This is a genomic window from Duganella sp. CF458 (assembly GCF_900113115.1).
In the GTDB taxonomy this organism is placed as follows: domain Bacteria; phylum Pseudomonadota; class Gammaproteobacteria; order Burkholderiales; family Burkholderiaceae_D; genus Rugamonas.
In genome coordinates this window covers 325,209-349,794 of the sequence record NZ_FOOF01000003.1, presented here as the reverse complement: position 1 = coordinate 349,794, position 24,586 = coordinate 325,209, and the positions used below count along the sequence as shown (strand labels likewise).

Genomic DNA, 24,586 nt, shown 5'->3' with positions numbered 1-24,586 from the left:
CGATGAAACTCCAAACTGAGCTGGCGCGTGGCGTAAAGTGGGTGGCGGGGGCCAAGCTGGGCTCGCAAGTCATTACCTGGGGCGTGACGATTTTCGTGATGCGCTTGCTGGCGCCGTCCGATTATGGCTTGCTGGCGATGTGTACCGTCGTGCTGGGCTTGCTTGGCATGTTTGCCGAAGTCGGCTTGGGGCCGGCCCTGATCCAGCGCAAGGATGTCAGCGAACAGGATTTGCGGCAAGCGGTGGGCGTGATCTGGCTGGTCAACCTGGGCCTGTTCCTGTTGACCAATGCGCTGGCGCCGCTGGTGGCCGCCTTCTACGGTGAAGCGCGGCTGCAGCGCCTGCTGCACGTGCTGTCCCTGCAGTTCCTGCTGCTGCCCTTGGCCATCATTCCCGATGTGCGGCTGCAGCGCCGCCTGGAGTACAAGCAGCGTTCGCTGGCTGAGCTCAGCGCCGCGCTGGTCGGGTCCCAGGTGACGCTGTTCATGGCGCTGTTCGGCGCCGGCGTGTGGTCGCTGGTGGCCGGCATGCTGGCCACGCAGGCGTGGCGCATGGGGGCGCTGAACTGGTGCGCGCCGGGCCAGCCGCGGCCGGACTGGTCGCTGGCCGGCATGGGCAAGCTGCTCGGCTTCGGCGGCAGCCTGACCGCCACCCGCCTGCTGTGGTACAGCTTCATGCAAGCCGACGTGGCAATCGTGGGCCGGGTCCTGGGCGACCAGGCGCTGGGCTGGTATGCGGTCTCGATGCACCTGGCGTCGCTGCCGGTACAACGCATGGCCGGCATCTTGAACCAGGTGCTGTTCCCCATCTTGTCGCGCAGCCAGCACGACCTGCCGGCGATCCGTGCCGGCGTGTTGCAGATGCTGGGCTATATCAGCCTGTTGTCCTTCCCCATCCTGTGGGGCATGGCCGGCGTCGCGCCCGAACTGGTCAGCGTGGTGCTGGGCAAAGGCTGGGAAGGCGCCGTGCTGCCGCTGCAGGTGCTGTGCCTGGTCATGCCCTTCCGCACCCTGGCCCAGATGCTGCCCACGGTCACCGATGCGCTCGGCCAGCCGGGCATCAATTTCCGCAACGTGTTGCTGTCCTGCCTGGTGATGCCGCCCGCCTTTTACATCGGCACCCGCTGGGGCATCAAGGGCGTGGCCTACGCCTGGCTGCTGGTGTACCCGGTGGTGCTGTTGCTGAACATGCGGCGCATGCTGGCGGCCATCGGGGTCGGCGCGTCGGCGGTGGCGCGGCGCACCGGGCCGGCGCTGTTGTGCGCCGCGCTGATGCTGGGCGCCGTGACGCTGTTGCGGGCGCCGCTGGCAAGCCAGCCGCGCGCCTGGGCCCTGGTGGCGGAAGTGCTGGGCGGCATGCTGGCCTATGGCGTGGCCAGCCTGCTGCTGAATCGCCCGATGATGGCCGAGGTGCTGGGCGTGCTGCGGCGCCGCGCGCCGGCCTGAGTGCGAATCCGCAACACAATCCCATTGAATTTTCCTAATGAAATTTTTTGTGAGTTTCCCCAACACCCTATCTCCCTATACTTGAACGCATGACATGGCCTGGGACGCCTGCTCGCGTCCCGCCCCGCGCCATGCGGACCCCAACTCCCGGTTCGTGCCCCAGCTTTTCCTTCTCGCCGAACAAGGAGCCAGCGCCATGCGCCTGAACACGCCCGTCAGCAGCCAGGAGTTGATCCTGGACGATGGCAAGACCATCGTCTCGACCACCGACCTCAAAGGCAAGATCACCTATGCCAACCCCTACTTCATCGAAGTCAGCGGCTTCACGGAAGCAGAGCTGATCGGCGCGCCGCAGAATATCCTGCGCCACCCGGACATGCCGGTCGAAGCGTTCGCCGACCTGTGGGCCACCATCAAGGCCGGCATGCCGTGGAGCGGCATGGTCAAGAACCGCTGCAAGAACGGCGACTACTACTGGGTGTACGCGAATGTGACGCCGGTGCTCGAGGCCGGCCGTCCGGTCGGCTATATGTCGGTGCGCAGCAAGCCCGGCCGCGAGCAGGTGGCGCAGGCCGAACAGCTGTACCGTGAAATCCGCGAGGGCAACCCGCGCCGGCTGCGGCTCGAGCGCGGACGCCTGCGCCGGCCAGGCTGGCGCAACTGGGCCAGCCAATTGCGTGATCTCTCACTGGCCAGGCTGATCGGCCTCGGCATGGGCGCGCTGACCGGTTTCCTGGCCTTGCTGGCCATTTCCGGTGCCTTGCATGAGGCGCCGCTGTGGATGACGCTGGCCAATGCCGCCTTTATCGCACTGGCCCTGTCGTTCTGGTATGCGCTGCAGCGCGCCGTGCTGCAGCCACTGCGCCTGGCCACCGGCTTCGCGCGCAAGATGGCCGGCGGCGACCTGACCGGCGCCATCGAGGCCGGCGCCGACAATGAAATGGGCCAGTTGCTGGCAGCGCTGCGCCAGACCAATATCAACCTGCACAGCATCATCGGCGACGTGCGCAGCAATTTCGACGAAATCCAGACCGCCACCAGCGAAATCGCCAGCGGCAACTTTGACCTGTCGGGCCGCACCGAGTCGCAGGCATCGAGCTTGCAGCAAACCGCTGCCAGCATGGAGCAGCTCACCAGCAATGTGCAGCAGAGCGCAGCCAGCGTGCACAGCGCCAATGCGCTGGCGGGCCAGGCGTCCAGCGTGGCGGCGGCCGGCGGTGCCATCGTGTCGCAAGTGGTGCAGACGATGGACGAGATCAGCCAGTCGTCGCGCCGCATCCTCGACATCATTGGCATGATTGACGGGATCGCCTTCCAGACCAATATCCTGGCCCTGAATGCGGCGGTGGAGGCGGCCCGTGCCGGCGAGCACGGCAAGGGCTTTGCCGTGGTCGCCTCCGAAGTGCGCAGCCTGGCCCAGCGTTCAGCCGCGGCGGCCAAGGAAGTCAAACAGCTGATCGACAGTTCGATCGCCAAAGTCGACGCCGGCGCCAGGCTGACCAGTCATGCCGGCGCCACCATGAGCGAAGTGATCGCCTCGGTCGGCCGCGTCACCCGCGTCATGGATGAGATCCACAGCGCGACCCAGGAACAACACCGCGGCATCGGCCAGGTCAACCAGGCGGTGGTGCATATCGACGACATCACGCAGCAAAATGCCGCCCTGGTGGAGCAGGCCGCGGCAGCGGCCGGCAGCCTGGCGCGCCAGGCCGAATGGGTGGCGCAAGCGATGGCCGTTTTCAAGCTGAAGCAGATCGCGGCCGGCAGCGCGCTGCGGGCGCCGATTGTGGCGCCGCTGGCACCCGCTCAGCGCAAGGTCATCGCCTTGTCGCAATAATCGTTTATCATTTCGACAATTGCGCGCGGCCTGCGGGCCGTCGCGTTGCTTTGTGGTGCAGTGCAACCGAAAGGCTGTGACAGCTTTACGGCTTCCGTGTAAAATTGACAATCCGTATCAAATGGACAAGTTAATTGGCAAATATTCCATACATTGCTGTCGCATTTGGCCAACGGAAGGCCCACTAAAGTGTTACGCGCCTCATAGTGCGCGGCGCATTTTTTCGCCGCCCACACGGTAGAAATTGTGAAGTGTGCATTGTAGTTACAGGGCTTCTGGAATATATTGTTAGCATAATAGTAAGTGGTAATTCTCACGGGAACCGATATGGATCACAACAAGGTTGTAGCAGTCGTAGGTTTGGGCTATGTGGGCCTGCCCCTGGCGGTAGAGTTTGGCAAGAAGCGCAAGACCATCGGTTTCGACCTGTCGCAGTCCAAGATTGAGAACTACCGCAACTTCTGCGATCCGACCGGTGAGGTGTCGGAGGCGGAACTGCGCGAAGCGACCCAATTGCAGGTGACCTACGACCCGGCCGCGCTGGCCGAAGCCGATTACATCGTGGTGGCGGTGCCGACCCCGGTCGACAATGCCCATTCGCCCGATTTCAGCCCGCTGGTCGGCGCCTCGACCACCGTCGGCAAGTATATGAAGAAGGGCGCCATCGTCGTGTATGAATCGACGGTCTATCCCGGCGCCACCGAGGAAGTCTGCATCCCGGTGCTGGAACAACATTCCGGCATGCAATGGCCGCAAGACTTCAACGTCGGTTATTCCCCGGAACGTATCAATCCAGGCGACAAACAACACCGCCTGACCACGATTTTGAAGGTGGTCTCCGGAGATAATCCTGCAACGCTCGAAGAGGTTGCTAAACTATATGAATCGATAGTGACTGCTGGGGTATACCGGGCTTCCAGCGTGAAAGTTGCGGAAGCCGCCAAGGTGATCGAAAATACGCAGCGCGACCTGAATATCGCGCTGATGAACGAGCTGGCAATCATCTTCGACAAGATCGGTATCGATACGCTGGAAGTGCTGCAGGCGGCGGGCACCAAGTGGAATTTCCTGCCGTTCCGTCCCGGCCTGGTGGGCGGCCACTGCATCGGCGTCGATCCCTATTACCTGACCCACAAGGCCGACATGATCGGCTACCACCCGCAGGTGATCCTGGCGGGGCGCCGCATCAATGACGGCATGGCCAAGTTCGTGGCCGAGAAAACCGTCAAGCAGATGATCGCGGCGGGCTGCCATATCAAGGGTGCGAAAGTGAACGTGCTGGGCCTGACCTTCAAGGAAAACTGCCCGGACTTGCGCAATTCGAAGGTGGCGGACGTGGTGTTTGAACTGAAGTCGTACGGCCTGGACGTGCATGTGCACGACCCGGTGGCCGATTCGGAGGAATCGGTGCACGAGTACGGTATTCGCCTGGAAAGCTGGGACAGCCTGCCGCAAGCCGATGCGGTGGTTGCTGCGGTGTCGCACAAGGAACTGCTGGCACTGTCGCTGGGCGACCTGTCGGCCAAGCTGAACCCGGGCGGCGTCTTCATCGATGTGAAATCGGCATTCAATATGGCAGGCCTGGAAGAAGCTGGTTACAGCGTCTGGCGCCTGTAAAAATATCAGGGAAGCCTGGGAGGGCTGTTGTGGGCAAGTTTGACGACGTGCGGCTGCATTTGCGTGGCCAGCGATACCATTGGCTGGTGACGGGTGCTGCCGGATTCATCGGCTCCAACCTGGTGGAGGCGCTGCTCAAGCTCGGCCAACAGGTCACGGGCCTGGATAACTTCGCCACCGGCCACCAGCACAACCTGGACCAGGCGCGCGAAGCGGTCGGCTCGGCGGCCTGGGCGTCGTTCACCTTCATCGAAGGCGATATCCGCGACCTGGCGACCTGCCAGCACGCTTGCGCCGGGAAAGACTTTGTCCTGCACCAGGCCGCGCTTGGTTCGGTCAGCCGCTCGATTGACGATCCCCTGCTGACCCACGGCACCAATGTGACCGGCTTCCTGCACATGCTGGTGGCGGCGCGCGACGCGAAAGTGCAGCGCTTCGTCTATGCGGCATCCAGTTCCACCTACGGCGACCATCCCGCGCTGCCGAAGGTGGAAGACACCATCGGCCGGCCGCTGTCGCCGTATGCCGTCACCAAGTATGCCGACGAGCTGTACGCCGACGTGTTCGCGCGCACTTACGGCATGGAAACCATCGGCCTGCGCTACTTCAATGTGTTCGGCCCGCGCCAGGATCCGGAAGGCGCTTATGCGGCAGTGATACCGCAGTGGGTGGCCGCCCTGATCCGCAACCGTCCCCTGTTCATCAACGGCGACGGCGAAACCAGCCGCGATTTCTGTTTCATCGACAACGTGGTGCAAGCCAACCTGCTGGCGGCCATGGCCGACCAACCGGGCGCCGCCAACCAGGTGTACAACGTGGCGCTCAACGAGCGTACCAGTCTCAACCAGCTGTACCTGATGATGCGCGAGCTGTTGCAAGAGCGTTTCCCGCACCTGCGCCAGCACCAGGCGCAATACCAGGGATTCCGGGCCGGCGACGTGCGCCATTCGCAGGCCGACATCAGCAAGGCGCGCGAGCTGTTGGGTTTCGATCCTTCGCACCGTATCGGTGAAGGGTTGAAGGAAGCCATGGATTGGTACGTCCGCCACCTGGCCCCGCAAGAATAATTAACGAGACATGGCCGCAAGGCTCCGCGTGCTTTCATGGCCAGCATGAGCGGCAAGGCGGGAGGGAATAAAAATGCTAAGAATCTCCAATCACTACATTTCCAAGGTGGTCTTCAGCCTGCTCTTCCTGGAGGTGTTGATCCTGATTGGCTCGTTCTACGCTGGCGCTGGTCTGCGTTTTTTCGACGGTGACCAGTTCGCCATACCGAAGCTCGACCACTTCTTCATGTCGGCCTGTATTTTCGCGGCCGCGATCGTGTTCAGCATGTCCGCGCTGGGCATGTACCAGATCAATTTCCAGGAAGGCTTGCGCAACCCCTTCTTCCTGCAACTGATGCCTTCCTTCGCCATGGGTTTCTGCATCCTGACCCTGGTGTTCTACCTGGCGCCGGACCTGTATTTCGGGCGCGGTATCCTGGTGCTGGTGTTCATGATCTCCAGCGCCGGCATCCTGTTCGCGCGCGCCATGTTCATGAAGACCTCGCGCACCCACTTCCTGTCGACCCGCATCATCTTCCTCGGCGGCGGCGCCCTGGCCAAGGAATGCGGCGAGCTGGCCACGCGCGATACCAATTACCGCCGCTACGATGTGGCCGGCTATCTGGCGGTACCGTCGGAAGAGACTTGCGTGCCGCAAAACCAGCTGCTGCACCTGCCGGAAGGCGGTTCGCTGGTCGCGCTGGCCAACGCCCAGCGCGTGTCCGAAATCGTGGTCTCGGTGCAGAACCGCCGCGGCGGCGCCTTCCCGATCAAGGAGCTGCTCGAGTGCAAGCTGTACGGCATCCAGGTCACCGATGCCGCCACCTTCTTCGAGCGCGAAACCTACCAGATCCGGGTCGAGTCGGTGCAGCCGTCCTGGCTGGTATTCGGCGGCGGCTTTGACCAGAGCTTCATGCGCACCTTCATGAAGCGCGCGGTGGACGTGGCGGCCAGCCTGTCGCTGCTGGTGGTGTCGTTGCCGGTCATGATCCTGACCGCGATTGCCATTGTGATCGAAGACGGCGCGCCGATCTTCTACTCGCAGGAGCGGGTCGGCATGGACGGCCGGGTGTTCCGCGTCCTGAAATTCCGCAGCATGTTCAAGAACGCGGAAAAGAACGGCACGCCGCAATGGGCGGCCAAGAACGACCCGCGCATCACGCGCGTGGGCAATATCATCCGCAAGCTGCGGATCGACGAACTGCCGCAAATCCTCAACGTGCTGAAGGGTGAAATGTCCTTCGTCGGCCCGCGTCCCGAACGCCCTTACTTCGTCGAGCAGCTGACCGAGCGCGTGCCTTACTACAATGTGCGCCACAGCATCAAGCCCGGCATCACCGGCTGGGCCCAGGTGCGCTACGGCTATGGCGATACGGTCGAAGACGCACTGCAGAAATTGCAGTACGACCTGTACTACGTCAAGAACAACAGCCTGCTGCTCGATGTGCTGGTCCTGATCGATACCATCAAGGTGGTCATGTTCAGGGGAGGCCGTTAAGGACATGGAGGCCTGATGCCGACCAGTATCACCGCCTTCAGTTACGCCAGCGCTGCGCTGGCGTTTCTGTTGTTTAGCGTGCTGGTCCTGACCGGCTGGCGCCAGCGCCCGGACCAGCGGCCGCACCAGCGCGTGCTGGCCAGCGCTTCCTTGCTGACGGTATGGTGGGGCGCCGTGATGGCCAGCGCCACCGTGGTGCCGTGGGCGCCGTGGGTGCTGCACAGCGCCGAATGGCTGCGCAATGCGGCCTGGACCGCCGTGCTGCTGGCCATGCTGGGCCTGTGGCAGCGCAGTGCGCGCACCTGCCAGGCCAGCGTGGCGGTATATGGCGCCATGCTGCTGGCCAGCCTGCTGGCGCAGCAGCTGCCGGCCGGCCTGGCGTTCCACGTGCTGGCCATCGGCCGCCTCGGCATGGCAGTGCTGGGCATGCTGCTGGTGGAGCAGCTCTACCGCGACCGCAGCGTGCAAGTGCGCTGGGCCATGAAGTTCATCTGCCTCGGCCTGGGCGCCCTGTTTGCCTACGATTTTTACCTGTACAGCGACATGCTGCTGCTGCGCGAGCTCGACCCCGAACTGTGGGCGGCGCGCGGCCTGGTCAATGCGCTGATCGTGCCGCTATTGGCGATTTCGCTGTTGCGGCGCGCTTCCTGGCCGGCCCAGCTGGCGGTGTCGCGCCGCATTGCCTTCCATTCGGCGGCCCTGCTCGGCTCGGCCGTCTACCTGCTGGCCATGAGCATGGCGGCTTACTACCTGCGCTTTGTCGGCGGCTCGTGGGGCGGGCTGATGCAGCTGGCCTTCCTGTTCGGCGCCAGCTTCCTGCTGGCGGGCGTGCTGTTTTCGGGCTCTTTCCGCGCCTGGCTGAAAGTGTTCATCAGCAAGCATTTCTACCGCTATAACTACGACTACCGCGAAGAATGGCTGGCGTTTACCCGCACCCTGTCGGCCACCGGCCCCAACCTGGGCGAGCGCACCATTTCGGCCCTGGCCGAGCTGGTGGAAAGCCAGGGCGGCGCCTTGTGGGTCCGGCGCGACCAGCGCTTCGAGCCGCTGGCCTCCTGGCATGTGCAAGCCCAGCAGGCGAGCGAGCCGGCCGACTCGGCGTTTTGCCAATTGATGGAAGGCAAGCAGTGGCTGGTGGACGTGGCCGCCCACGGCGCGCACGATCCGGACGTGCCGCTGCCGGGCTGGCTGCAGGCCTTTCCCAAGGCCTGGCTGGTGGTGCCGCTGCTGCTGCAGGGCCGCCTGGCCGGCTTCGTGGTGCTGATGGCGTCGCGCAGCGAGGTCAAGCTCAACTGGGAAGTGCTGGACTTGCTGAAAATCGCCGGCACCCAGGCCGCGTCCTATCTGGCCCAGCAGGAAGCCGACAACGCCCTGATGCTGGCGCGCCAGTTCGATTCCTTCAACCGCCTGTCGACCTTCGTGGTGCATGATTTGAAGAACCTGGTGGCGCAGCTGTCGCTGATGACGGCCAATGCGGAAAAACATGCCGACAATCCCGAGTTCCAACGCGATATGATGGAAACCGTCACCCTGTCGGTGCAAAAGATGAAACTGATGCTGCAAAAGCTCAGCCGTACCGCCTCGCCCGAGCGCGCCACGCCGCAAGACCTCGGGCCCTTGCTGACCCAGGCCGTGGCCTTGAAGGCGGCGTTCGAGCCCAAGCCTTCGCTGCAGCTGGCCGACGCCGGCCTGAAAGTGCTGGCCGAAGGCGAACGGCTGGAGCGCGTGCTGGGCCACCTGATCCAGAACGCAATCGAAGCCACCCCGCGCGACGGCAAGGTCTGCGTGCGCCTGGCACGCGACGGCGAGCGCGTGCTGGTGGAAGTGGCCGATACCGGCACCGGCATGAGCGAAGAATTCATCCGCGAGCGCCTGTACAAGCCGTTCGACTCGACCAAGTCGGCCGGCATGGGCATCGGCGCCTTTGAAAGCCGGGAATACATCCACCAACTGGGTGGAACGCTGCAGGTGCGCAGCGCGCCGGAGCAGGGCACCACATTCACGGTCAGCCTGCCGCTGTACCGCCAGCAAACCATTGAACAAGCCGCCTGAAGGCACAAGGATCCGTTGTGAGCCAGAGCAAACCCAAGCTGTTGATTATCGAAGACGACCCAGGCCTGCAAAAGCAGCTCAAGTGGAGTTTCGACGACTATGACGTGGTGGTGGCGGGCGACCGCGAAGCCGCGCTGGCCCAGTTGCGCCGCCATGAACCGGCCGTCTGCACCATGGACCTCGGCCTGCCGCCCGACCCGGACGGCGCCACCGAGGGCCTGGCCACGCTGCAGCAGATCCTGGCGCTGGCGCCCGATACCAAGGTGATCGTGCTGACCGGCAACCAGGACCGCGCGCACGCGGTGCAGGCGATCGCCATGGGCGCCTACGATTTCCACCAGAAGCCCTGCGAGCCGGAACTGCTGGCGCTGGTGATCAAGCGCGCCTTCTTCCTGCACGGCCTGCAGCAGGACAACCGCCGCATGCAGCAGGGCAGCGCCGACACGCCGCTGGCCGGCATCATCTCGCGCGACCCCGGCATGCTGAAGGTCTGCCGCCAGGTGGAGAAGGTGGCGCCAAGTAGCGCCACCACCATGGTGCTGGGCGAGTCCGGCACCGGCAAGGAAGTGATCGCGCGCGCCCTGCACCAGGGCAGCCCGCGCGCCAAGGAACGCTTCATGGCCATCAACTGCGCCGCGATCCCGGAAACCCTGCTTGAATCGGAGCTGTTCGGCTACGAGAAGGGCGCGTTTACCGGCGCGGTCAAGCAGACCAAGGGCAAGGTGGAAGCGGCCAATGGCGGCACCTTCTTCCTGGACGAGGTGGGCGACCTGCCGATGCCGCTGCAAGCCAAGCTGCTGCGCTTCCTGCAGGAGCGCGTGATCGAGCGCATCGGCGGCCACGAGGAAATCCCGGTCGACGTGCGCATCGTCTGCGCCACCCACCAGAACCTGAAAGAGCTGGTGAAGGCCGGCCGCTTCCGCGAAGACTTGTATTACCGCCTGTCGGAAATCGTCTTGACCATCCCGCCGCTGCGCGAGCGCGACGGCGACGCGGTGCTGCTGGCGCAGCACTTCAAGAACCGCTTCTGCGCCCAGGAAGGCCGCGCCAACCTGCACTTCTCGCCCGACGCGCTGGCCCAGATCGCCCACCACGACTGGCCGGGCAATGTGCGGGAAATGGAAAACTGCATCAAGCGCGCCATCATCATGGCCGACGGCCCGGCCATCACGGGCGACGACCTCGGCCTGTCCGGTGCGCCGCTGGAGCAAGAGCCGTTCAACCTGCGCCAGGTGCGCGACGAAGCCGAATACCGCGCCATCGTGCGCGCCCTGGCCCGGGTCGAAGGCAATATCGTGAAAGCCTCCGAACTGCTGGGCGTGTCGCGCCCGACCCTGTACGACCTGCTGGAGCGTCACGCCATCAAGGCAAGCTGAGCCCTCACGCCGGGAGCGTGTCGGCGCCCTCATCCTCGGCCTCGGCACGCCGGCGGCGCACCTTGATGCGCTGGCGCGCCGGCTTCAGGCTGCCGGCCAGGGCGATCAGCAGGAACACGATCGTCAGGCGCGGCACGTCGGTGATGGAATCGAACAGCCCGACCATCATGCAGCCGGTCAGGGCCGCCAGGCTGACGGCGGCATAACTGTCGCCCGCCAGCCCGCGCGCCACCATGCGCCCGCCCAGGGCCAGCAGCAGGAAGGCGGTGGCCAGCGCGCCCACCCAGCCCAGCTCGAACAGCTGGTTGACGGCGAAATTCTTCACATGCCAGGGCATGTGGTTGCGGTCGCTGCTGAAGAACCAGAAATCGTTGCCGCCGCTGAAGCTGCCATTGCGCAGCAGTTCACGCTGCGTGCCGGCTTCCACCAGGCTCACATTGTCGACTTCGAGCGGCGCCTTGTGCGAGCGGTTGTACAGCTCGAGCACCAGTGGCGCGCCCCAGTTGCCGCGGGCGCCGCGCAGCGGCAATTCGCCCTCCACGCGCTGCCAGCCAGAAACCAGCGGCGGCGCCTTGAACTTGACCACGCTGCAATCCTGCGGATAGATCAGCCAGCGCTGGCACACCATCGCCACCGGCAGCGCGTCGGCGCTGTTGCGGCGGATGTCGAGCGTGAAGCGGTAGTGCTGGCCTGGCTGGACATCGACATGCTGCAGCATGCGCAACACTTCGCCCCAGCCGCGCGCATACTGGGCCGCCCCCAAGAGCAGGAAGCGGTTGCCCGGCTCGTCGACATAGCTGAAGGTGCCGGGTACTTCGCCGTGCGTGTTCTGCCACATGTAGGCCAGCGGGAAACGGCCCAGGCCCTGGCCAAACACGCTGGCCATGGTCGTGTCGTCCATCATGGCCAGCGCATCGCTCCAGTGCGTCACGCGCACCGTGAGGTCGTTGCCGACGGTGGCGAAACGGCTGCCGGTGTAATAGCTGCTGGAAATCGGGATCAGGGCGGCAAACACGATGGCGCTGAAGAAGCTGACGGTCAGTGTGCCGCGTTCCAGTTTCCATGGCCGTTGCGGCAGCAGGCGGCTGGCGCCCATGGCCAGGGCCAGCAGGATGGCCAGCGCGATGCCCGGCAGCGCAGCGTTGCCGCCGTAGTGGCGCGCCACCAGGGCCGCCGCCAGCGCTTGCGCCGGCAGGGCCGCCGCCAGCAGCAGCACGCCCCAGGGCCGTTGCGCCGCCGGCCCGGCCGCCAGCAGGGCCGCGCCGCCTGCCGCGCACAGCAGGGCGATGGCATACGCCAGGTAGGGCCCCTTGGCCAGCGGGCTGGCCGAGCCCAGCATGCCGATCAGGCCCACCAGCAACAGCAGCACCAGGCCCAGGCCGGCAGCCGCAGGGCGCTGCGCCAGGCGCGGCGCGGCGCCGCCCAGCAGCAGGGCGGTGGCGAGCAGGCCGAGCGCGGCGCCCAGGCCGCGGTAGCCGCCGTGGGCAAACACCTGGCTCAGCACCCAATAGCTCAGCAGCAGCAGGAGCAGCGATGCCAGCATGCTGCGCGCCGACAGCGTGCCGCCGCGCAAATGGTGGGCCGAGCCCAGCACCACGATCACCGCGCCGGCAGCGGTATACGCCAGGTAAATGTCGCGCGAGAAGGTGGTCAGGCCGGCAAACAGGCCCAGGCCCAGTGCCGCCAGGCCCAGCGCCAGGCGGCGCGGCGGCGGATGGTTGACCAGCCACAGTGTGACAAACGGGAAGGCCATCGCCAGGTAGGCATCGAGCGCCGCGCCGCCGGTATGCATGGCGGAAAATGGTGCCGTCGGGCGGTAATCGCTGGAAAAATTGAACAGGCCGGGGAAGGCCATGCGTTCCCACACCACGGCCAGGCTGCAGGCCGCCAGGCCCAGGATCATGCCGGGTACCAGCAGGCGCTGCAGGTTGCTGCCTTGCGCGCCGGCGGTGGCGCGCAACAGCGGCAGCAGCACGAGCGGCCACAGCACGCCTTTCAGCACGCGCAAGCCGTTATACGGGCTGGTGTAGTTGGCGAAGGAATTGGCGTCCAGCGGCGCCAGCGGCATCATGCCGCGCCATGCCGCCACCAGGTAGCACAGCACGAACAGGCCCAGCGCGCCGCGCGCCAGGCCGGGCAGCTTGGTCGGCGCCGCCGCGCCTCCCACCGCCCAGTAGCCGCCCGCGCAGGTGGCCAGCAACAGCAAGTCCAGCTCTTCCAGGAAGAACCAGCCGGTCCACGGCGCGAAATCGAGCACCGGCAGCAGGGCGGGCACGGCCAGCAGCCAGGCTTGCGGGCGCCATAGCAGCAGCGCCATATAGCCGCTCAGCAGGATGGCCAGCGGCAGGCGCGGCGCCGGGTACACGCTGGCCGCCGCCATCAGCAGCAGCAACGCCGCGCAGGCGGCGCCGCGCCGCGCCAGCAGCCGCATCATGGCTTGACGGGCGCGGCCGGCGCGGCGCTGTCGCCGGCCCTTTCTTCGCCCTTGGCGTCCGCGGTTTCCGCCGCCTCGACTTCCGGCGGCGGCGGTTCCACCCACTTGCCGGCCTTGACCAGGGTCTGCTTCAGGGCCGGCAGGGGGAATTGCAGGGAGTACGCTTTCTGGGCGTAAGGCAGGGCTTGCTCAAACTTCTTCTGCTTGGCGTAGATCAGGCCGATGTTGTAGTTGATGGCCGGGTCTTCCGGCGCAATCTCCAGGGCCTTGTGCAGCATCTCCAGCGCCTGCCCGTGGCGCCCTTTGGCATAGGCAAAGCGCGCATACATCAGCCAGGCGTTGCTGTCGTCGGGGTAGAAGCGCACGGCGCGCTCGAAATAGCATTCGATCGGCATCTTGGCGCCGGGGATGATGCCGCCCGGATTGCGCGGCGCCAGGCGCAAGGCGGTATTCAAGGCGCGCGGGTGGTTCGGGATATGGACCAGCGTGTATTCCAGGTCGCCGCCCAGGGTGCCGGACTCGCCGCGGATGCCCTGCTCGATGTCGTCGGTGAAGTGGCGGGCATGCACCAGTTTCAGGAAATAGTCCGGCACCGTGCGGAAATCGTGCTGGTTGACGGACGTTTCGCCGCAATACATGCGGGCCGCGCTGGCGGGAACGGCAACGGCGCACAGGATGGCGGCCAGCGCCAGAAGACGGGTTTTCATGCTTCCTCCGTGGAGCCGGCCGGGGCCGGCAGGGGCTGCGATTGGGGCAGCAAGCTGTCAAGCATGCGTGCCAGTTCGACCGTGCGCGCCTGGCGCGACGCGGCTGCCACGGCGGCTGGCGCCGGCAGCGGTGCGCGGCCGGCGCGCGCCAGTTGCAGGAAATGCAGCAGGCCGCGCTGGATGCCGGCGCTGTCGTCCAGCGGGGCGATGGTATCGACCCCGGCCGCGCGCAAGGTGGCGGCGGTATCGCCGGCGGCATCGGTCAGGGCCAGGATCGGCCGCCCGGCGCGCAGGTATTCGTACAACTTGGCCGGGATCTGGTGGTTGCAGTTGCTCGCTTGCAGCACCAGCAAGCCGTCGGCCGACAGCATTTCCGCCAGCGCCGCCTGGTAGGGCACGTGCGGCGCCAGGCTGACCAGGTCGCCGATCCCGTATTCGGCCAGCAGGGCGCTGACGTAGTCGTCGTGGGCGGTGGCGCGCAGCACGATGTGCAACTGGCTGGCATCGATGGCGCCGGCCGCCTTCAGTTCGGACAGGGCGCGCACCAGCGGCACCGGATCGCGTTCGGACGGGTAGATGATGCCGCTGTGGACCAGGGTGAACGGCCGGCCGGCCGGGCGCGCGCTGCCGGCGGCCTGGGCGCCGGCGTGGCGGAAGTTCTCCTCGTCGTAGCCGTTTTCCAGCATGGCGAAGCGGCTGCGCGGCAGGTGCGGATAGCGCGTGGTGTAGGTCACCACCGCGCTGGGCGTATTGCACACCACCAGCGCGGCATTGTGCACCGCCTTGCGCTCGATCCAGCGCCACAGCGCGCGCACCTTCGGGTCGCGCGGGTAATTGGTGTCGGTCATCGGGTCGCGCAAGTCGACCACCCAGGGCAGGCGGGTCAGCTTGTGCAGCAGCAGGCCGATCAGGGTCGCGCTGGCGATCGGGTAGGTGCTCCACAGCACTTGCGGGCGGTATTGGCGCACCAGCGACAGCCCGGCCGGTACGGCGCCCAGGCACCAGCCGACAAAGCGGTCGGGCCAGGCCATGAAGCCGAGGTAGCGCCCGCGCCAAGCCAGGTGGCGCCCGGAATCGATGGCAAAGGCGCGCTTGACCACCGCTTCCGGCGGGATCTCCGCCAACTGGTCGGGGCCCTGGTTGGCATAGGCGCGCGGGTGCGCCGACAGCACCAGCGGCTGCCAGCCCAGGGCCGGCAGGTACTGGGCGAACTTCAGCGTGCGCTGGATGCCGCTGCTGCCGCGCAGCGGCGGGAAGTGGAACGCCACCATCAGCACGCGCTTTACCATGCCTGCACCCATTGCGCGGTCCAGTCGGCCACCTGGTCGCGCCAGGCGCGGGTGGAGAAAGTATGGTCGGCCGCCGCCAGCGTCTGCTGCTGCACGGTTGGGGCCGCCAGCAGTTGCTGCCAGCGGCGCGAAGCCTTGGTCATGTCGAGAAACTCCTGCGCCGTCAGGTCGGCGCCACTGAAAATGAACAGGACGCGGCCCTGGAAGCGTTGCATCGCGTCCAGCAGGCGCGCCGGCAAGTCGGCACTGAGCGGCGGCGCGCTGCCGTCGCGCGGCAACGGCGCTGGCGCCACGGCCGCTGTTGCCGCCGCTGCCGCCGCCGGGCGGCGCGCCGCGCCCAGCAGGCCGAGCATCGAGCGCAGCGCCGCCCCGGCGGCCAAGCGGCCGCTGAACAGCTTGCGCCACAGCGCCGGGTCGCGCAGGCGCTGCCAGTAATAGTGCTTCAGCGTGCTGCGCGCCAGGCCGGCGGCGGTGCGGGCCCAGGGGTTGAGCAGCACCAGGCCGCGCACGCGCGCATCGCGGTGGCCATAAAACAGGGCGGCGGCGGCGCCGTCGCACAAGCCCCACAACACCACGTCGCGCAAGCCCGGCAAGGCCGCCTGGAACGCGTCGATGGCGGCGCCGATATCCTCGTCCACCTGGTCGAAGCTGCGCGCGGCGCCCGCGCTGTCGCCCAGGCCGCGGTAATCGAAGCGCAGCACCGGGATGCCGCGCGCGGCCAGCGCGCGCGCCAGCAGGGTGAACTGGCGATGGCTGCCGGCGCGGTACTGCGGCCCCCCGACAATCACCAGCACGCCGCGCGTGGCGGGGCCGGCGGTCGGGCTGAGGATGCCGACCAGGGTCTCGCCGCGGCAGGCAAAGCTGAGGGCGCGCTCGTCAAGCATGGCACGCCTGCTCCAGCACCGCGCCGGTGGCCGCCAGCAGGGCCGGCGCTTCGGCCAGCTCCTGGGTGGCCCAGAACTGCGGGCCGGGCGCCAGCCGCACGGTCACGGTGGCGCCGGCGTCCTGCCAGGCCTGCAGCACGCGCGCCGCGGCCGGCGGCAGCGGGCGGCCGGGTGCCGCCACCACCTCGCACCAGTGCACCGGGCAGGGCGGCACCAGGCGGGCCGCGTCCAGGCCGTCGAAGCCCAGCGCCAGGGCGGGCGCCAGCGCATAGCCGGCGATTTCCAGGGTGTCGCCGCGCGCCAGGGCGGCGCGCAGGCTGGCGGTGCCGCCTGCGGCGCGCTGCTCCCCCAGCATCTCGGCCGCCACCTGCAGGCGCAGGAATTGGGTCAGGTGGGCGCTGCCCTGCAGCACCGGTTGCCACAGCAACAGGGCGGCCGGGGCGGCGCCGGCCCGGCTGGCGTAGTCGAGCGCCAGCAGGGCGCCCAGGCGCAAGCCCCACAGGCCGGGCGGCTGCGGCAGTGCCGCGCCAAGGGTGGTGGCCAGCCAGTGCAGGCCGCTGGCGACGTCGGCCAGCCAGCTGTCCCAGCTGGCATCGCCGAAATCGCCGGCGCTGTCGCCGCAGCCATGCGGGTCGAGCTGCAGCACCGCATAACCCTGGCGCGCCAGGGCGGCCGCCTGCAGCGCTGCCATGCGGCGCGCCTTGTTCATTTCCTCGCCGAACGGCGGCAGGTACAGCCAGGCGCCGCGGCACGGCGCGGCCGGGGCGTGGTACAGCCCGAAGCGGGCTGCGCTGCCCTGGCCGAGGAACAAAGGCTGCACCGGCGCCGGCATTATGCAGTCAGCTTGTGCTGCACGAAGGCGGCCAGGCTGCCCAGGGTGGCAAAGGTGGCGGCGTCGATCTCGTCGTCGTCGATGGTGAAGCCGAACTGTTCTTCCAGGGCGCCGATCAGCTGCACCACCGCCATTGAATCGAGCTCGGGCAGGCTGCCCAGCAGGGCCGAGTGCTCGTTCAGGCTGCGGCCGGCGGGACCGAGGGCCAGCACATCGGTCAGGATGGTCTTCACTTCTTCCAAATACATGCGTTACTCCGTAGCAGCAATAAAAGTGACATGGTACATGGTCCGCTTTTTCCCGGTCCAGCGCGCCGGCCGGGGGCCGGCGGCCATGTCTGGCCTCAATTGCATATTGTGCATCATTGTTGTCGTTTATGGAAAGGGCGCGCGCCCGGTTGTGGCGCCGGCCCGCGCTCAGCCCGGCGCGCCGGCCAGTTCGCTGGCGCTGCCGGCGCGCCGTTGGCGCAACAGGCCGCGCAGCGCCAGGTACAGCCGCAGCGCCGGTGCCAGCACATGGCGCCGGTTCAGCACCTCCAGCGTAAAGCAGGGATTTTCCTGCTCCATCCAGAGCCCCTTGTAGGGGTCGGCGCCCAGCATGAAATCGATGCGCTCGACCTGGTCGTGGCGGTATACGTAGTCGATCAGGTGGCCGGTCAGCAGGCTGCCGGGCGAGAAGCGGTCGGCATTGCAATCCTGGGCCAGCTTGAAGATATGGGCCACCCCGTCGTTGACCAGCCAGAGCTGGCTGGCCACCACCTGCCGGTCCAGGTACAGCAGGCCCAGGCGCAGATAGCCGCGCGCCGCGCTCCACTGCATCAGCCAGTCGATGAAGGAGCGCGACGGCTCGCGCCCCTTCCAGCTATGGCTGTAGGTCGACCAGTAATGCTCGACCTGTTCCCGGGTCGGCGCGGTCACCACCTCGAAGCGGTGCGCTTCGCGGGCCAGCGCCCGGCCTTTGCGCTTGAGGGTGTTCAAGAGCTGGGACGGGCGCTTGGCCCAGTAGCTGTCCAGGTCCGGCGCATAGGCCGAGTAATTGGCCGACAGCGGCACCTGCAGCATGGTGTGGCCGCAGGCGGCCAGGCCTTCGCTGGCCTGTTCGGCTTGCGCCAGGCTGGCCGGCGCTGCGCTCAGCTTGAGCCAGCCCTTGTCCAGCTGGTCGAGCGCCTGCAGCAGCAATTGCCAGCCTTCCGCCGCGGACAGCTGGCCGCGATCGGCAAACAGGCCGACGCAGGGGGAATAGAAATTGCTCAGCAGTCGCACCTCCATGCTGCGCAGCAGGCCCGGCAGCCGTTCGACCGGCACCGCCAGGCAAGGCTGCTCGCCGCGCCAGACAAACAGCCAGCTGAAGCGGCGGCCGCTGGCCGGATGCACTTCGCGCTCGAAGCGCACCAGCGCTTGATACCAGTCCAGGGTGCAGAACAGCGGGTCGGGCTGGTGCGCGCGCAGCCAGTCCGCCAGCTCGGGCGGCAGCGGCTGGTCCATCGGCAGCTCGCGCACGCGCAGCGCAGGGTTGCGCGGTGCGCGCGCGCTGCCGGCCAGGCGCTGCAGGCGCGCCCGCAAGCGCCACGCCAGGCCGACCCGGCACGCCTGCAGGAAGGGCCGCGGGTCGCCGGCGCGCCAGTAGGTAAAGGCTGGCCGCTTGCCGCCGTAGGGGCGCAGCGTGCGCTGGGCGCGCACGGCGCGCCAGTAGGACAGGGTATCGTTTTCGGCATCGAACCAGGTGACCGGGCCGCGCCAGGTGCCAGGCTGGGCCGCCTGGCCCAGGGCCAGCTGGTATTCCTGGTGCACCTGGTTGAAGCCGGCCGCCACGCACAGCTCGAGCCAGAAGTCGGTGCGCCCGACGGTCGGCTCGATGACCCAGAAGCTGCCGTCCGGCGCGCGCTTGAGCTCGAGCGACACCGGGCCCGACATCGCGAGGCCGGCGAAGAACTGGCGCGTCAAGGCCAGCACTTCCGGCGCGTCGACGCTTTCCGCCACCGTGGTCTGGCCGCGCGCGGGCGGGAAGGAGGCGATCTTGCGCCCGACCATTTCCTGCACCACCTTGCCGCGGTCGAGCACCAGGGCGCCGAAGTACAGGCTCTGGTCGCCGCCGGCGATGTATTCCTGGGCCAGGATCGGCAAATCGCCCTGGTAGCGCTGCAGCAGGGCCAGCAGTTCCGGCAGGGTGTGCGCCAGGGCCGTCTTGAACGAGGACAGCGGGCGCGCCGGTTTCAAGATGACCGGGTAACGGAAGCCGGCCACCGCCGCCTCGGCCGCAGCGACCTCGCGCAGGGTGGCGGAACGGGGATAATTCAAGCCCTGGCTGCGGGCGGCCTGCTCCAGTTCATTCTTGCGCTGCAGGCGCAAGACATCGGCCACGCAGCCGGCCCAGCTCAGCAGGTAATGCGGCCGCAGCTGCTCGACCCCCTCGCCCATCTGGCGCACATGGGTGTCGTTGCTGGGGAACAGCACCACCTGGCGCTCGGCCGGCAAGCGGGCGCGCAAGGCGGCCAGGGTCGGCACCAGGTCGGCCATCTCCGCTTCGCTGCACAGGAAAGTGCGCACGATGGCATTGCTGCGCACGCCGGGCCGCCACGCATCCTTCTCCAGCGCGTACACTTCGACTCCCGCGTCGTGCAAGCCGCGCACCACGGACAAACCGTGGCTGCACAAGCCGACAACCAGGGCGATGGCCGGCTTCGGCGGCGACGGGGGGCTAACAGGATTTTTCACAACGCGGATTGATTTTGCACAGAAAACCATATATTAAATGCAATACTCTGGCTTGTGCGTGGATTGTTGCAACAATCCCGCATTTGCGCCGTGCTGCGGGCATGATGTACGGCAAGGATCCTATAATTTTGCAATATAATTAATGCAATCCCTATTGACGAAGTAATATGAGCGACCTGATCCATCAATTTATTTTTGCTTCGGCGCAACGTACGCCGCAGGCCGAGGCCCTGGTGTATGGCGAGCGCCGCCTCGACTATGCCGCCCTGGCCGCTGCCGTGCAAGACGCCGCCCATGGCCTGCTGGCGCGCGGCCTGCAGCGCAGCGAACGGGTCGCGGTCTACCTGGAAAAGAATATCGAGAACGTGGCTGCCATGTTCGGCGCGGCCCGCGCCGGCGGCGTGTTCGTGCCGGTCAACCCGCTGCTCAAGCCGGAGCAGGTCGGCTACATCCTGGGCGACTGCAATGTGCGGGTGCTGGTCACCTCGGCCGACCGCCTGCGGCTGCTGGCCGACACGCTGCCGTCCTGCCCCGACTTGCATACCGTGATCGTGACCGGCAAGACGCACGACTTGCCCGCCTTGCCGCACCTGCACGTGCTGCCGTGGGCGGCCGCGATGCAGGAGGCGCCGCCGGCCGTGCCGCACCGCTGCATCGATACCGATATGGCCGCCATCCTGTACACCTCGGGCAGCACCGGCCGCCCGAAGGGCGTGGTGCTGTCGCACCGCAATATGGTGGCCGGCGCCGTCAGCGTCTCGAGCTACCTGGAAAACACCGCGGCCGACCGCCTGCTGGCCGTGCTGCCGCTGTCGTTCGACTATGGCTTGTCGCAGCTGAGCACGGCCTTCCGCGTCGGCGCCACCGCCGTCCTGATCAACCACCTGTTTGCCAACGACGTGCTGAAAGCCGTGGTGGCGGAAAAGATCACCGGCCTGGCGGCCGTGCCGCCGCTGTGGATCCAGCTGGCGCCGCTGGCCTGGCCGGCCGACTGCACGCTGCGCTACCTGACCAATTCGGGCGGCGCCATGCAGCGCGCCACCCTCGACGCGCTGCGCGCCGCGCTGCCGCGTGCCCAGCCGTTCCTGATGTATGGCTTGACCGAGGCGTTCCGCTCGACCTATCTGCCGCCGTCCGAACTGGCACGCCGCCCCGACTCGATGGGCAAGGCGATCCCGAATGCCGAAGTGATGGTGTTGCGCCCCGACGGCAGCGAGTGCGCGCCGCACGAGCCGGGCGAGCTGGTGCACCGCGGCGCCCTGGTTTCGCTGGGCTACTGGAACGACCCGGCCAAGACGGCCGAGCGCTTCAAGCCGTATGTCTCGCCGCAGTATGGCTTGCCGCTGGTCGAGATGGCCGTGTGGTCGGGCGATATCGTGCGCCGCGACGACGAGGGCTTCCTCTACTTCATCAGCCGCAACGATGAAATGATCAAGACGTCCGGCTACCGCGTCAGCCCGACCGAGGTGGAGGAAGTGGTGTATGCGCGCGACAAGGTGGGCGAGGCGGCGGCGCTGGGCGTCCAGCATCCGGGCCTGGGCCAGGCCATCGTGCTGCTGGCTTTCCCGCGTGCCGGCGAAAGCTTGACCGAGGCCGAGCTGCTGGCGGCCGTCAAGCCGCACCTGCCGGCCTATATGCAGCCGCAGAAAGTCATCGTGTCGGCCACGCCTTTGCCGCGCAACCCGAACGGCAAGATCGACCGCAAGCTGCTGTCGACCCAGTATGCGAATATCTTCACGGAGGGCGCATGAGCATGGAAGCCCCGCGCCGCCCGCCCCACGCGCCGCTGCTGCAATTCGCGGTCGAAGACGACTGCCTGCTGATCGGCGGCATCCCGTTGCCGCGCCTGGCCGCGCGCGTCGGCCAGACCCCGTTTTACGCCTACTCGCGCGCCGCCATGACGCAGCGCGTGGCCGAGTTGCGCGCCGCCCTGCCGCCGGACGTGCACCTGCATTACGCCATGAAGGCCAACCCGATGCCGGCCGTGGTGCAGCACCTGGCCACCCTGGTCGACGGCATCGACGTGGCTTCCGGCGGCGAGCTGCGGGTGGCGCTCGACACCGTGATGGCGCCGGCCAAGATCAGCTTTGCCGGTCCCGGCAAGGGCGAGGCCGAGCTGTCCTGCGCGATTGCCGCCGGTATCGTGCTGAACCTGGAATCGGAAGGCGAGATGGAGCGCGCCGCCGTGATCGGCCGGCGCCTGGGCATCGTGCCGAAGGTGAACGTGCGGGTCAATCCGGACTTCGAACTGAAATCGTCGGGCATGAAGATGGGCGGCGGTCCCAAGCAGTTCGGCGTTGATGCCGAGCGCGTGCCGGCCATGCTGGCGCGCATCGGCGCACTGGGGCTTGATTTTTACGGCTTCCACATTTTCAGCGGCTCGCAGAACCTGAAGGCGGCCGCGCTGCAGGACGCCCACCAGAAAACCTTCGCGCTGGCGCTGCGCCTGGCCGAAGCGGCGCCGCGCGCGCCGCGCATCCTGAATATCGGCGGCGGCTTCGGCATCCCGTATTTCCCGGGCGAGGAGCGGCTCGACCTGGCTGCCGTGGGCGACAACCTGGCGCGCATCATGGACGAGGTGCGGCCGCGCCTGCAGGGCGCCGAGGTGGTGATCGAGCTGGGCCGCTACCTGGTGGGCGAGGCCGGCGCCTATGTGTGCCGGGTGGTCGACCGCAAGGAGTCGCGCGGCCAGGTATTCCTGGTGACCGACGGCGGCTTGCACCATCACCTGTCGGCGTCCGGCAACTTCGGCCAGGTGATCCGCAAGAATTATCCGGTGCTGATCGGCAGCCGCGTGGCCGGCGGCCCGCGCGAGCTGGCCTCGGTGGTGGGGCCGCTGTGCACCCCGCTCGACCTGCTGGCCGACCAGATGGAACTGGGCCAGGCGCAGGCCGGCGACCTGGTGGTGGTCTTGCAATCGGGCGCCTATGGCGCCACGGCCAGCCCGGCGGCGTTCCTGAGCCACCCGGCCGCGGTCGAAGTTTTCGTGTAAGCGGAAGGGAAGCATATGAGCGGGATCTGTGGATGGATTGGGCTGGCCGCTGCGCCGGAATTGCTGGAGCAGATGGCGGTGCCGTTGTCCCGCTTCGACCAGGGCGCGCTGCACGCGCGCTCCGGCCAGCGCAGCGGCGTGGCCGTGGCGGCGCAAGCCGGCAGCGCCGACGTGTACCAGCGCGATGGCTTGCTGGTGGCCCTTTGGGGCCAGCCGCGCCTGGACGAGCCGACGCTGGCGGCGCAGGCCGCGGCGCAAGGCGTGGCCGCCACGGTCGCCGCGCTGTGGGCGCAAGGCGCGCAGCGCACCTGCGCCCGGCTCCAGGGCTGCTTCACCCTGGCCATTCTCGATGAGCGCAGCGGCGAAGCCTTGCTGGCCACCGACCGCATGGGGGTCCAGCCGCTGAGCTGGCAACTGGCCGGCGAAACCCTGGTGTTCGCCAGCTCGGCCGACGCACTGGTGCGCCACCCGCTGACGCCCGGCGTGCTGGACCACCAGGGCTTGTACAACTACGTCTACTTCCACATGGTGCCTTCGCCCGGCACCGTGTACCAGGGCCAGCAGCGCCTGCTGCCCGGCCGCTACCTGCATTACCGCCAGGGCCGCGTCGAAGAGCACACCTACTGGCGCATGCAGTTCGAGGAAGACGGCAAGCGCTCGTTCGGCGAGCTGAAGGAAGAATTCCTGTCGGTGCTGCGCCGCAGCGTGAAAGAGGCGGCCGGCGAGCGCAAGGTGGGGGCCTTCCTGTCCGGCGGCACCGACAGCTCGACCATTGCCGGCGTGCTGACCCAGGTCGGCGGCGTGGCGGCCGACACCTATTCGATCGGCTTCGAAGCCCAGGGCTACGACGAGATGGAATACGCGCGCATCGCCTCGCGCCATTTCGGCACCCGGCACCATGAATACTATGTGACGCCGGACGACGTGGCGAACGCCATCCCGCAAGTGGCGGCCGTGTTCGACCAGCCGTTCGGCAATGCCTCGGCGGTGCCGGCCTTCTACTGCGCGCGCATGGCCAAAGCCGACGGCGTGCAGCGCATGTTCGGCGGCGACGGCGGCGACGAACTGTTCGGCGGCAACGAGCGCTATGCCAAGCAGCATGTGTTCGAACTGTACGAGCGGGTGCCGCGCCTGGTGCGCAAGGCGCTGCTGGAGCCGGCCGTGTTCAACTTCCCGGGCGGCGAGCGGGTGCGCCTGCTGCGCAAGGCGCGCAGCTATATCGAGCAAGCCTCGGTCGGCATGCCGGCCCGGCTGGAAACCTATAACCTGCTGGGCCGCTACGGCCCGCAGCAAGTGTTCACCGACGACTTCCTGGCGGCGGCCGATATCGGCAACCCGATCGCCACGCTGGAGCGCAATTACGGCCGCAGCGAGGCGCGTTCCCTGATCAACCGCATGCTGGCGCTGGACTTGCAGATCACCCTGGCCGACAACGACTTGCCGAAAGTGATGAAGGCGTGCGAGCTGGCCGGCGTGGAAGTGGCGTTCCCCTTCCTGCACGACGCGGTGGTGGCGTTTTCGGCCGGCCTGACCCCGCAACAGAAGCTGAACGGGCGGCAGTTGCGCTGGTTCTTCAAGGAAGCATTGCGCGGCTTCTTGCCTGATGCCATCATTACCAAGCAGAAGCATGGGTTCGGCTTGCCGTTCGGGGTCTGGCTGCAGCAGCACCAGGCCTTGCAGCAACTGGCCGCGGACAGCTTGAGCGACCTCAAGGCGCGCAAGGTGGTGCGCGGCGACTTCATCGAACAACTGGTCGGTACCCATTTGAACGAGCACGCCGGCTACCACGGCACCATGGTGTGGGTGCTGATGATGCTGGAGCAATGGTTCCGCGCCCACCGCACCGTATCACAATGACATCAC

The 24,586-nt window shown here is 67.2% G+C and carries 17 protein-coding genes; 10 read left to right on the top strand and 7 right to left on the bottom strand.

Annotated features, from left to right (window positions below):
- Positions 1-2 precede the first annotated feature (2 nt).
- From BM269_RS06755 to prsR, 7 genes are all read left to right on the top strand, one after another.
- Positions 3-1,445: a lipopolysaccharide biosynthesis protein gene (locus tag BM269_RS06755; protein WP_090436239.1), complete on the top strand. Its 1,443-nt coding sequence runs from the start codon at positions 3-5 to the stop codon at positions 1,443-1,445.
- A 196-nt stretch (positions 1,446-1,641) separates the two neighbouring features.
- Positions 1,642-3,282, top strand: a complete 1,641-nt coding sequence (locus BM269_RS06750; RefSeq protein WP_090436238.1) for a methyl-accepting chemotaxis protein — start codon at positions 1,642-1,644, stop codon at positions 3,280-3,282.
- A gap of 327 nt (positions 3,283-3,609) precedes the next feature.
- On the top strand, positions 3,610-4,899 hold the full coding sequence (locus tag BM269_RS06745; protein ID WP_090436237.1) for a nucleotide sugar dehydrogenase: 1,290 nt from the start codon (positions 3,610-3,612) through the stop codon (positions 4,897-4,899).
- A 29-nt stretch (positions 4,900-4,928) separates the two neighbouring features.
- Positions 4,929-5,966 (top strand): SDR family oxidoreductase, encoded by a 1,038-nt coding sequence (locus tag BM269_RS06740; protein WP_090436236.1) that lies wholly within the window; start codon positions 4,929-4,931, stop codon positions 5,964-5,966.
- 73 nt (positions 5,967-6,039) lie between these two features.
- On the top strand, positions 6,040-7,443 hold the full coding sequence (locus tag BM269_RS06735; protein ID WP_090436235.1) for a TIGR03013 family XrtA/PEP-CTERM system glycosyltransferase: 1,404 nt from the start codon (positions 6,040-6,042) through the stop codon (positions 7,441-7,443).
- Positions 7,444-7,458: 15 nt separating this feature from the next.
- Complete coding sequence (prsK, locus tag BM269_RS06730; RefSeq protein ID WP_090436234.1) at positions 7,459-9,495, top strand: XrtA/PEP-CTERM system histidine kinase PrsK; 2,037 nt, start codon at positions 7,459-7,461, stop codon at positions 9,493-9,495.
- Positions 9,496-9,512: 17 nt separating this feature from the next.
- On the top strand, positions 9,513-10,871 hold the full coding sequence (prsR, locus tag BM269_RS06725; protein ID WP_090436233.1) for a PEP-CTERM-box response regulator transcription factor: 1,359 nt from the start codon (positions 9,513-9,515) through the stop codon (positions 10,869-10,871).
- A gap of 4 nt (positions 10,872-10,875) precedes the next feature.
- Here the strand turns inward: prsR and BM269_RS06720 are convergent, their stop codons facing one another.
- The 7 genes from BM269_RS06720 to BM269_RS06690 form a co-directional block, all read right to left on the bottom strand.
- Positions 10,876-13,305, bottom strand: a complete 2,430-nt coding sequence (locus BM269_RS06720) for a hypothetical protein (protein ID WP_090436232.1) — start codon at positions 13,303-13,305, stop codon at positions 10,876-10,878.
- Positions 13,302-14,012, bottom strand: a complete 711-nt coding sequence (locus tag BM269_RS06715; RefSeq protein WP_090436231.1) for a tetratricopeptide repeat protein — start codon at positions 14,010-14,012, stop codon at positions 13,302-13,304. The genes BM269_RS06720 and BM269_RS06715 overlap by 4 nt, the downstream gene beginning before the upstream one ends.
- On the bottom strand, positions 14,009-15,301 hold the full coding sequence (locus BM269_RS06710; protein ID WP_090436307.1) for a glycosyltransferase: 1,293 nt from the start codon (positions 15,299-15,301) through the stop codon (positions 14,009-14,011). Before BM269_RS06710 ends, BM269_RS06715 begins: the two co-directional genes overlap by 4 nt.
- Complete coding sequence (locus tag BM269_RS06705) at positions 15,295-16,185, bottom strand: hydrolase 1, exosortase A system-associated (RefSeq protein ID WP_090436230.1); 891 nt, start codon at positions 16,183-16,185, stop codon at positions 15,295-15,297. The genes BM269_RS06710 and BM269_RS06705 overlap by 7 nt, the downstream gene beginning before the upstream one ends.
- A complete protein-coding gene (locus BM269_RS06700; protein WP_090436229.1) occupies positions 16,178-17,017 on the bottom strand; it encodes a hydrolase 2, exosortase A system-associated in 840 nt (279 codons plus the stop codon). Before BM269_RS06700 ends, BM269_RS06705 begins: the two co-directional genes overlap by 8 nt.
- Positions 17,017-17,265: an acyl carrier protein gene (locus tag BM269_RS06695; RefSeq protein ID WP_090436228.1), complete on the bottom strand. Its 249-nt coding sequence runs from the start codon at positions 17,263-17,265 to the stop codon at positions 17,017-17,019. Before BM269_RS06695 ends, BM269_RS06700 begins: the two co-directional genes overlap by 1 nt.
- A 168-nt stretch (positions 17,266-17,433) precedes the next feature.
- A complete protein-coding gene (locus BM269_RS06690; RefSeq protein ID WP_170860296.1) occupies positions 17,434-19,731 on the bottom strand; it encodes a GNAT family N-acetyltransferase in 2,298 nt (765 codons plus the stop codon).
- A gap of 167 nt (positions 19,732-19,898) precedes the next feature.
- On the opposite strand from BM269_RS06690, the gene BM269_RS06685 reads away from it, so the two are divergent.
- Genes BM269_RS06685 through BM269_RS06675 form a run of 3 tightly spaced genes read left to right on the top strand, consistent with a single transcriptional unit; the run spans position 19,899 to position 24,580 of the window.
- Positions 19,899-21,482, top strand: coding sequence for an acyl-CoA ligase (AMP-forming), exosortase A system-associated (locus BM269_RS06685; RefSeq protein WP_090436226.1), 1,584 nt, complete (start codon positions 19,899-19,901; stop codon positions 21,480-21,482).
- Positions 21,479-22,723, top strand: a complete 1,245-nt coding sequence (locus tag BM269_RS06680; protein WP_211482668.1) for a pyridoxal-dependent decarboxylase, exosortase A system-associated — start codon at positions 21,479-21,481, stop codon at positions 22,721-22,723. Before BM269_RS06685 ends, BM269_RS06680 begins: the two co-directional genes overlap by 4 nt.
- Before the next feature lie 15 nt (positions 22,724-22,738).
- Entirely contained in the window at positions 22,739-24,580 is a 1,842-nt protein-coding gene (locus tag BM269_RS06675) for an asparagine synthetase B family protein (RefSeq protein WP_090436224.1), read from the top strand.
- Positions 24,581-24,586 lie beyond the last annotated feature (6 nt).

Excerpts from the sequence above, each read along its gene's own strand:
- BM269_RS06755 (WP_090436239.1), top strand. The coding sequence starts at position 3 with ATGAAACTCCAAACTGAGCTGGCGCGTGGCGTAAAGTGGGTGGCGGGG.
- BM269_RS06750 (WP_090436238.1), top strand. The coding sequence starts at position 1,642 with ATGCGCCTGAACACGCCCGTCAGCAGCCAGGAGTTGATCCTGGACGAT.
- BM269_RS06745 (WP_090436237.1), top strand. The coding sequence starts at position 3,610 with ATGGATCACAACAAGGTTGTAGCAGTCGTAGGTTTGGGCTATGTGGGC.
- BM269_RS06735 (WP_090436235.1), top strand. The coding sequence starts at position 6,040 with ATGCTAAGAATCTCCAATCACTACATTTCCAAGGTGGTCTTCAGCCTG.
- prsK (WP_090436234.1), top strand. The coding sequence starts at position 7,459 with ATGCCGACCAGTATCACCGCCTTCAGTTACGCCAGCGCTGCGCTGGCG.
- BM269_RS06720 (WP_090436232.1), bottom strand. The coding sequence starts at position 13,305 with ATGATGCGGCTGCTGGCGCGGCGCGGCGCCGCCTGCGCGGCGTTGCTG.
- BM269_RS06715 (WP_090436231.1), bottom strand. The coding sequence starts at position 14,012 with ATGAAAACCCGTCTTCTGGCGCTGGCCGCCATCCTGTGCGCCGTTGCC.
- BM269_RS06710 (WP_090436307.1), bottom strand. The coding sequence starts at position 15,301 with ATGGTAAAGCGCGTGCTGATGGTGGCGTTCCACTTCCCGCCGCTGCGC.
- BM269_RS06705 (WP_090436230.1), bottom strand. The coding sequence starts at position 16,185 with ATGCTTGACGAGCGCGCCCTCAGCTTTGCCTGCCGCGGCGAGACCCTG.
- BM269_RS06700 (WP_090436229.1), bottom strand. The coding sequence starts at position 17,017 with ATGCCGGCGCCGGTGCAGCCTTTGTTCCTCGGCCAGGGCAGCGCAGCC.
- BM269_RS06695 (WP_090436228.1), bottom strand. The coding sequence starts at position 17,265 with ATGTATTTGGAAGAAGTGAAGACCATCCTGACCGATGTGCTGGCCCTC.
- BM269_RS06685 (WP_090436226.1), top strand. The coding sequence starts at position 19,899 with ATGAGCGACCTGATCCATCAATTTATTTTTGCTTCGGCGCAACGTACG.
- BM269_RS06680 (WP_211482668.1), top strand. The coding sequence starts at position 21,479 with ATGAGCATGGAAGCCCCGCGCCGCCCGCCCCACGCGCCGCTGCTGCAA.
- BM269_RS06675 (WP_090436224.1), top strand. The coding sequence starts at position 22,739 with ATGAGCGGGATCTGTGGATGGATTGGGCTGGCCGCTGCGCCGGAATTG.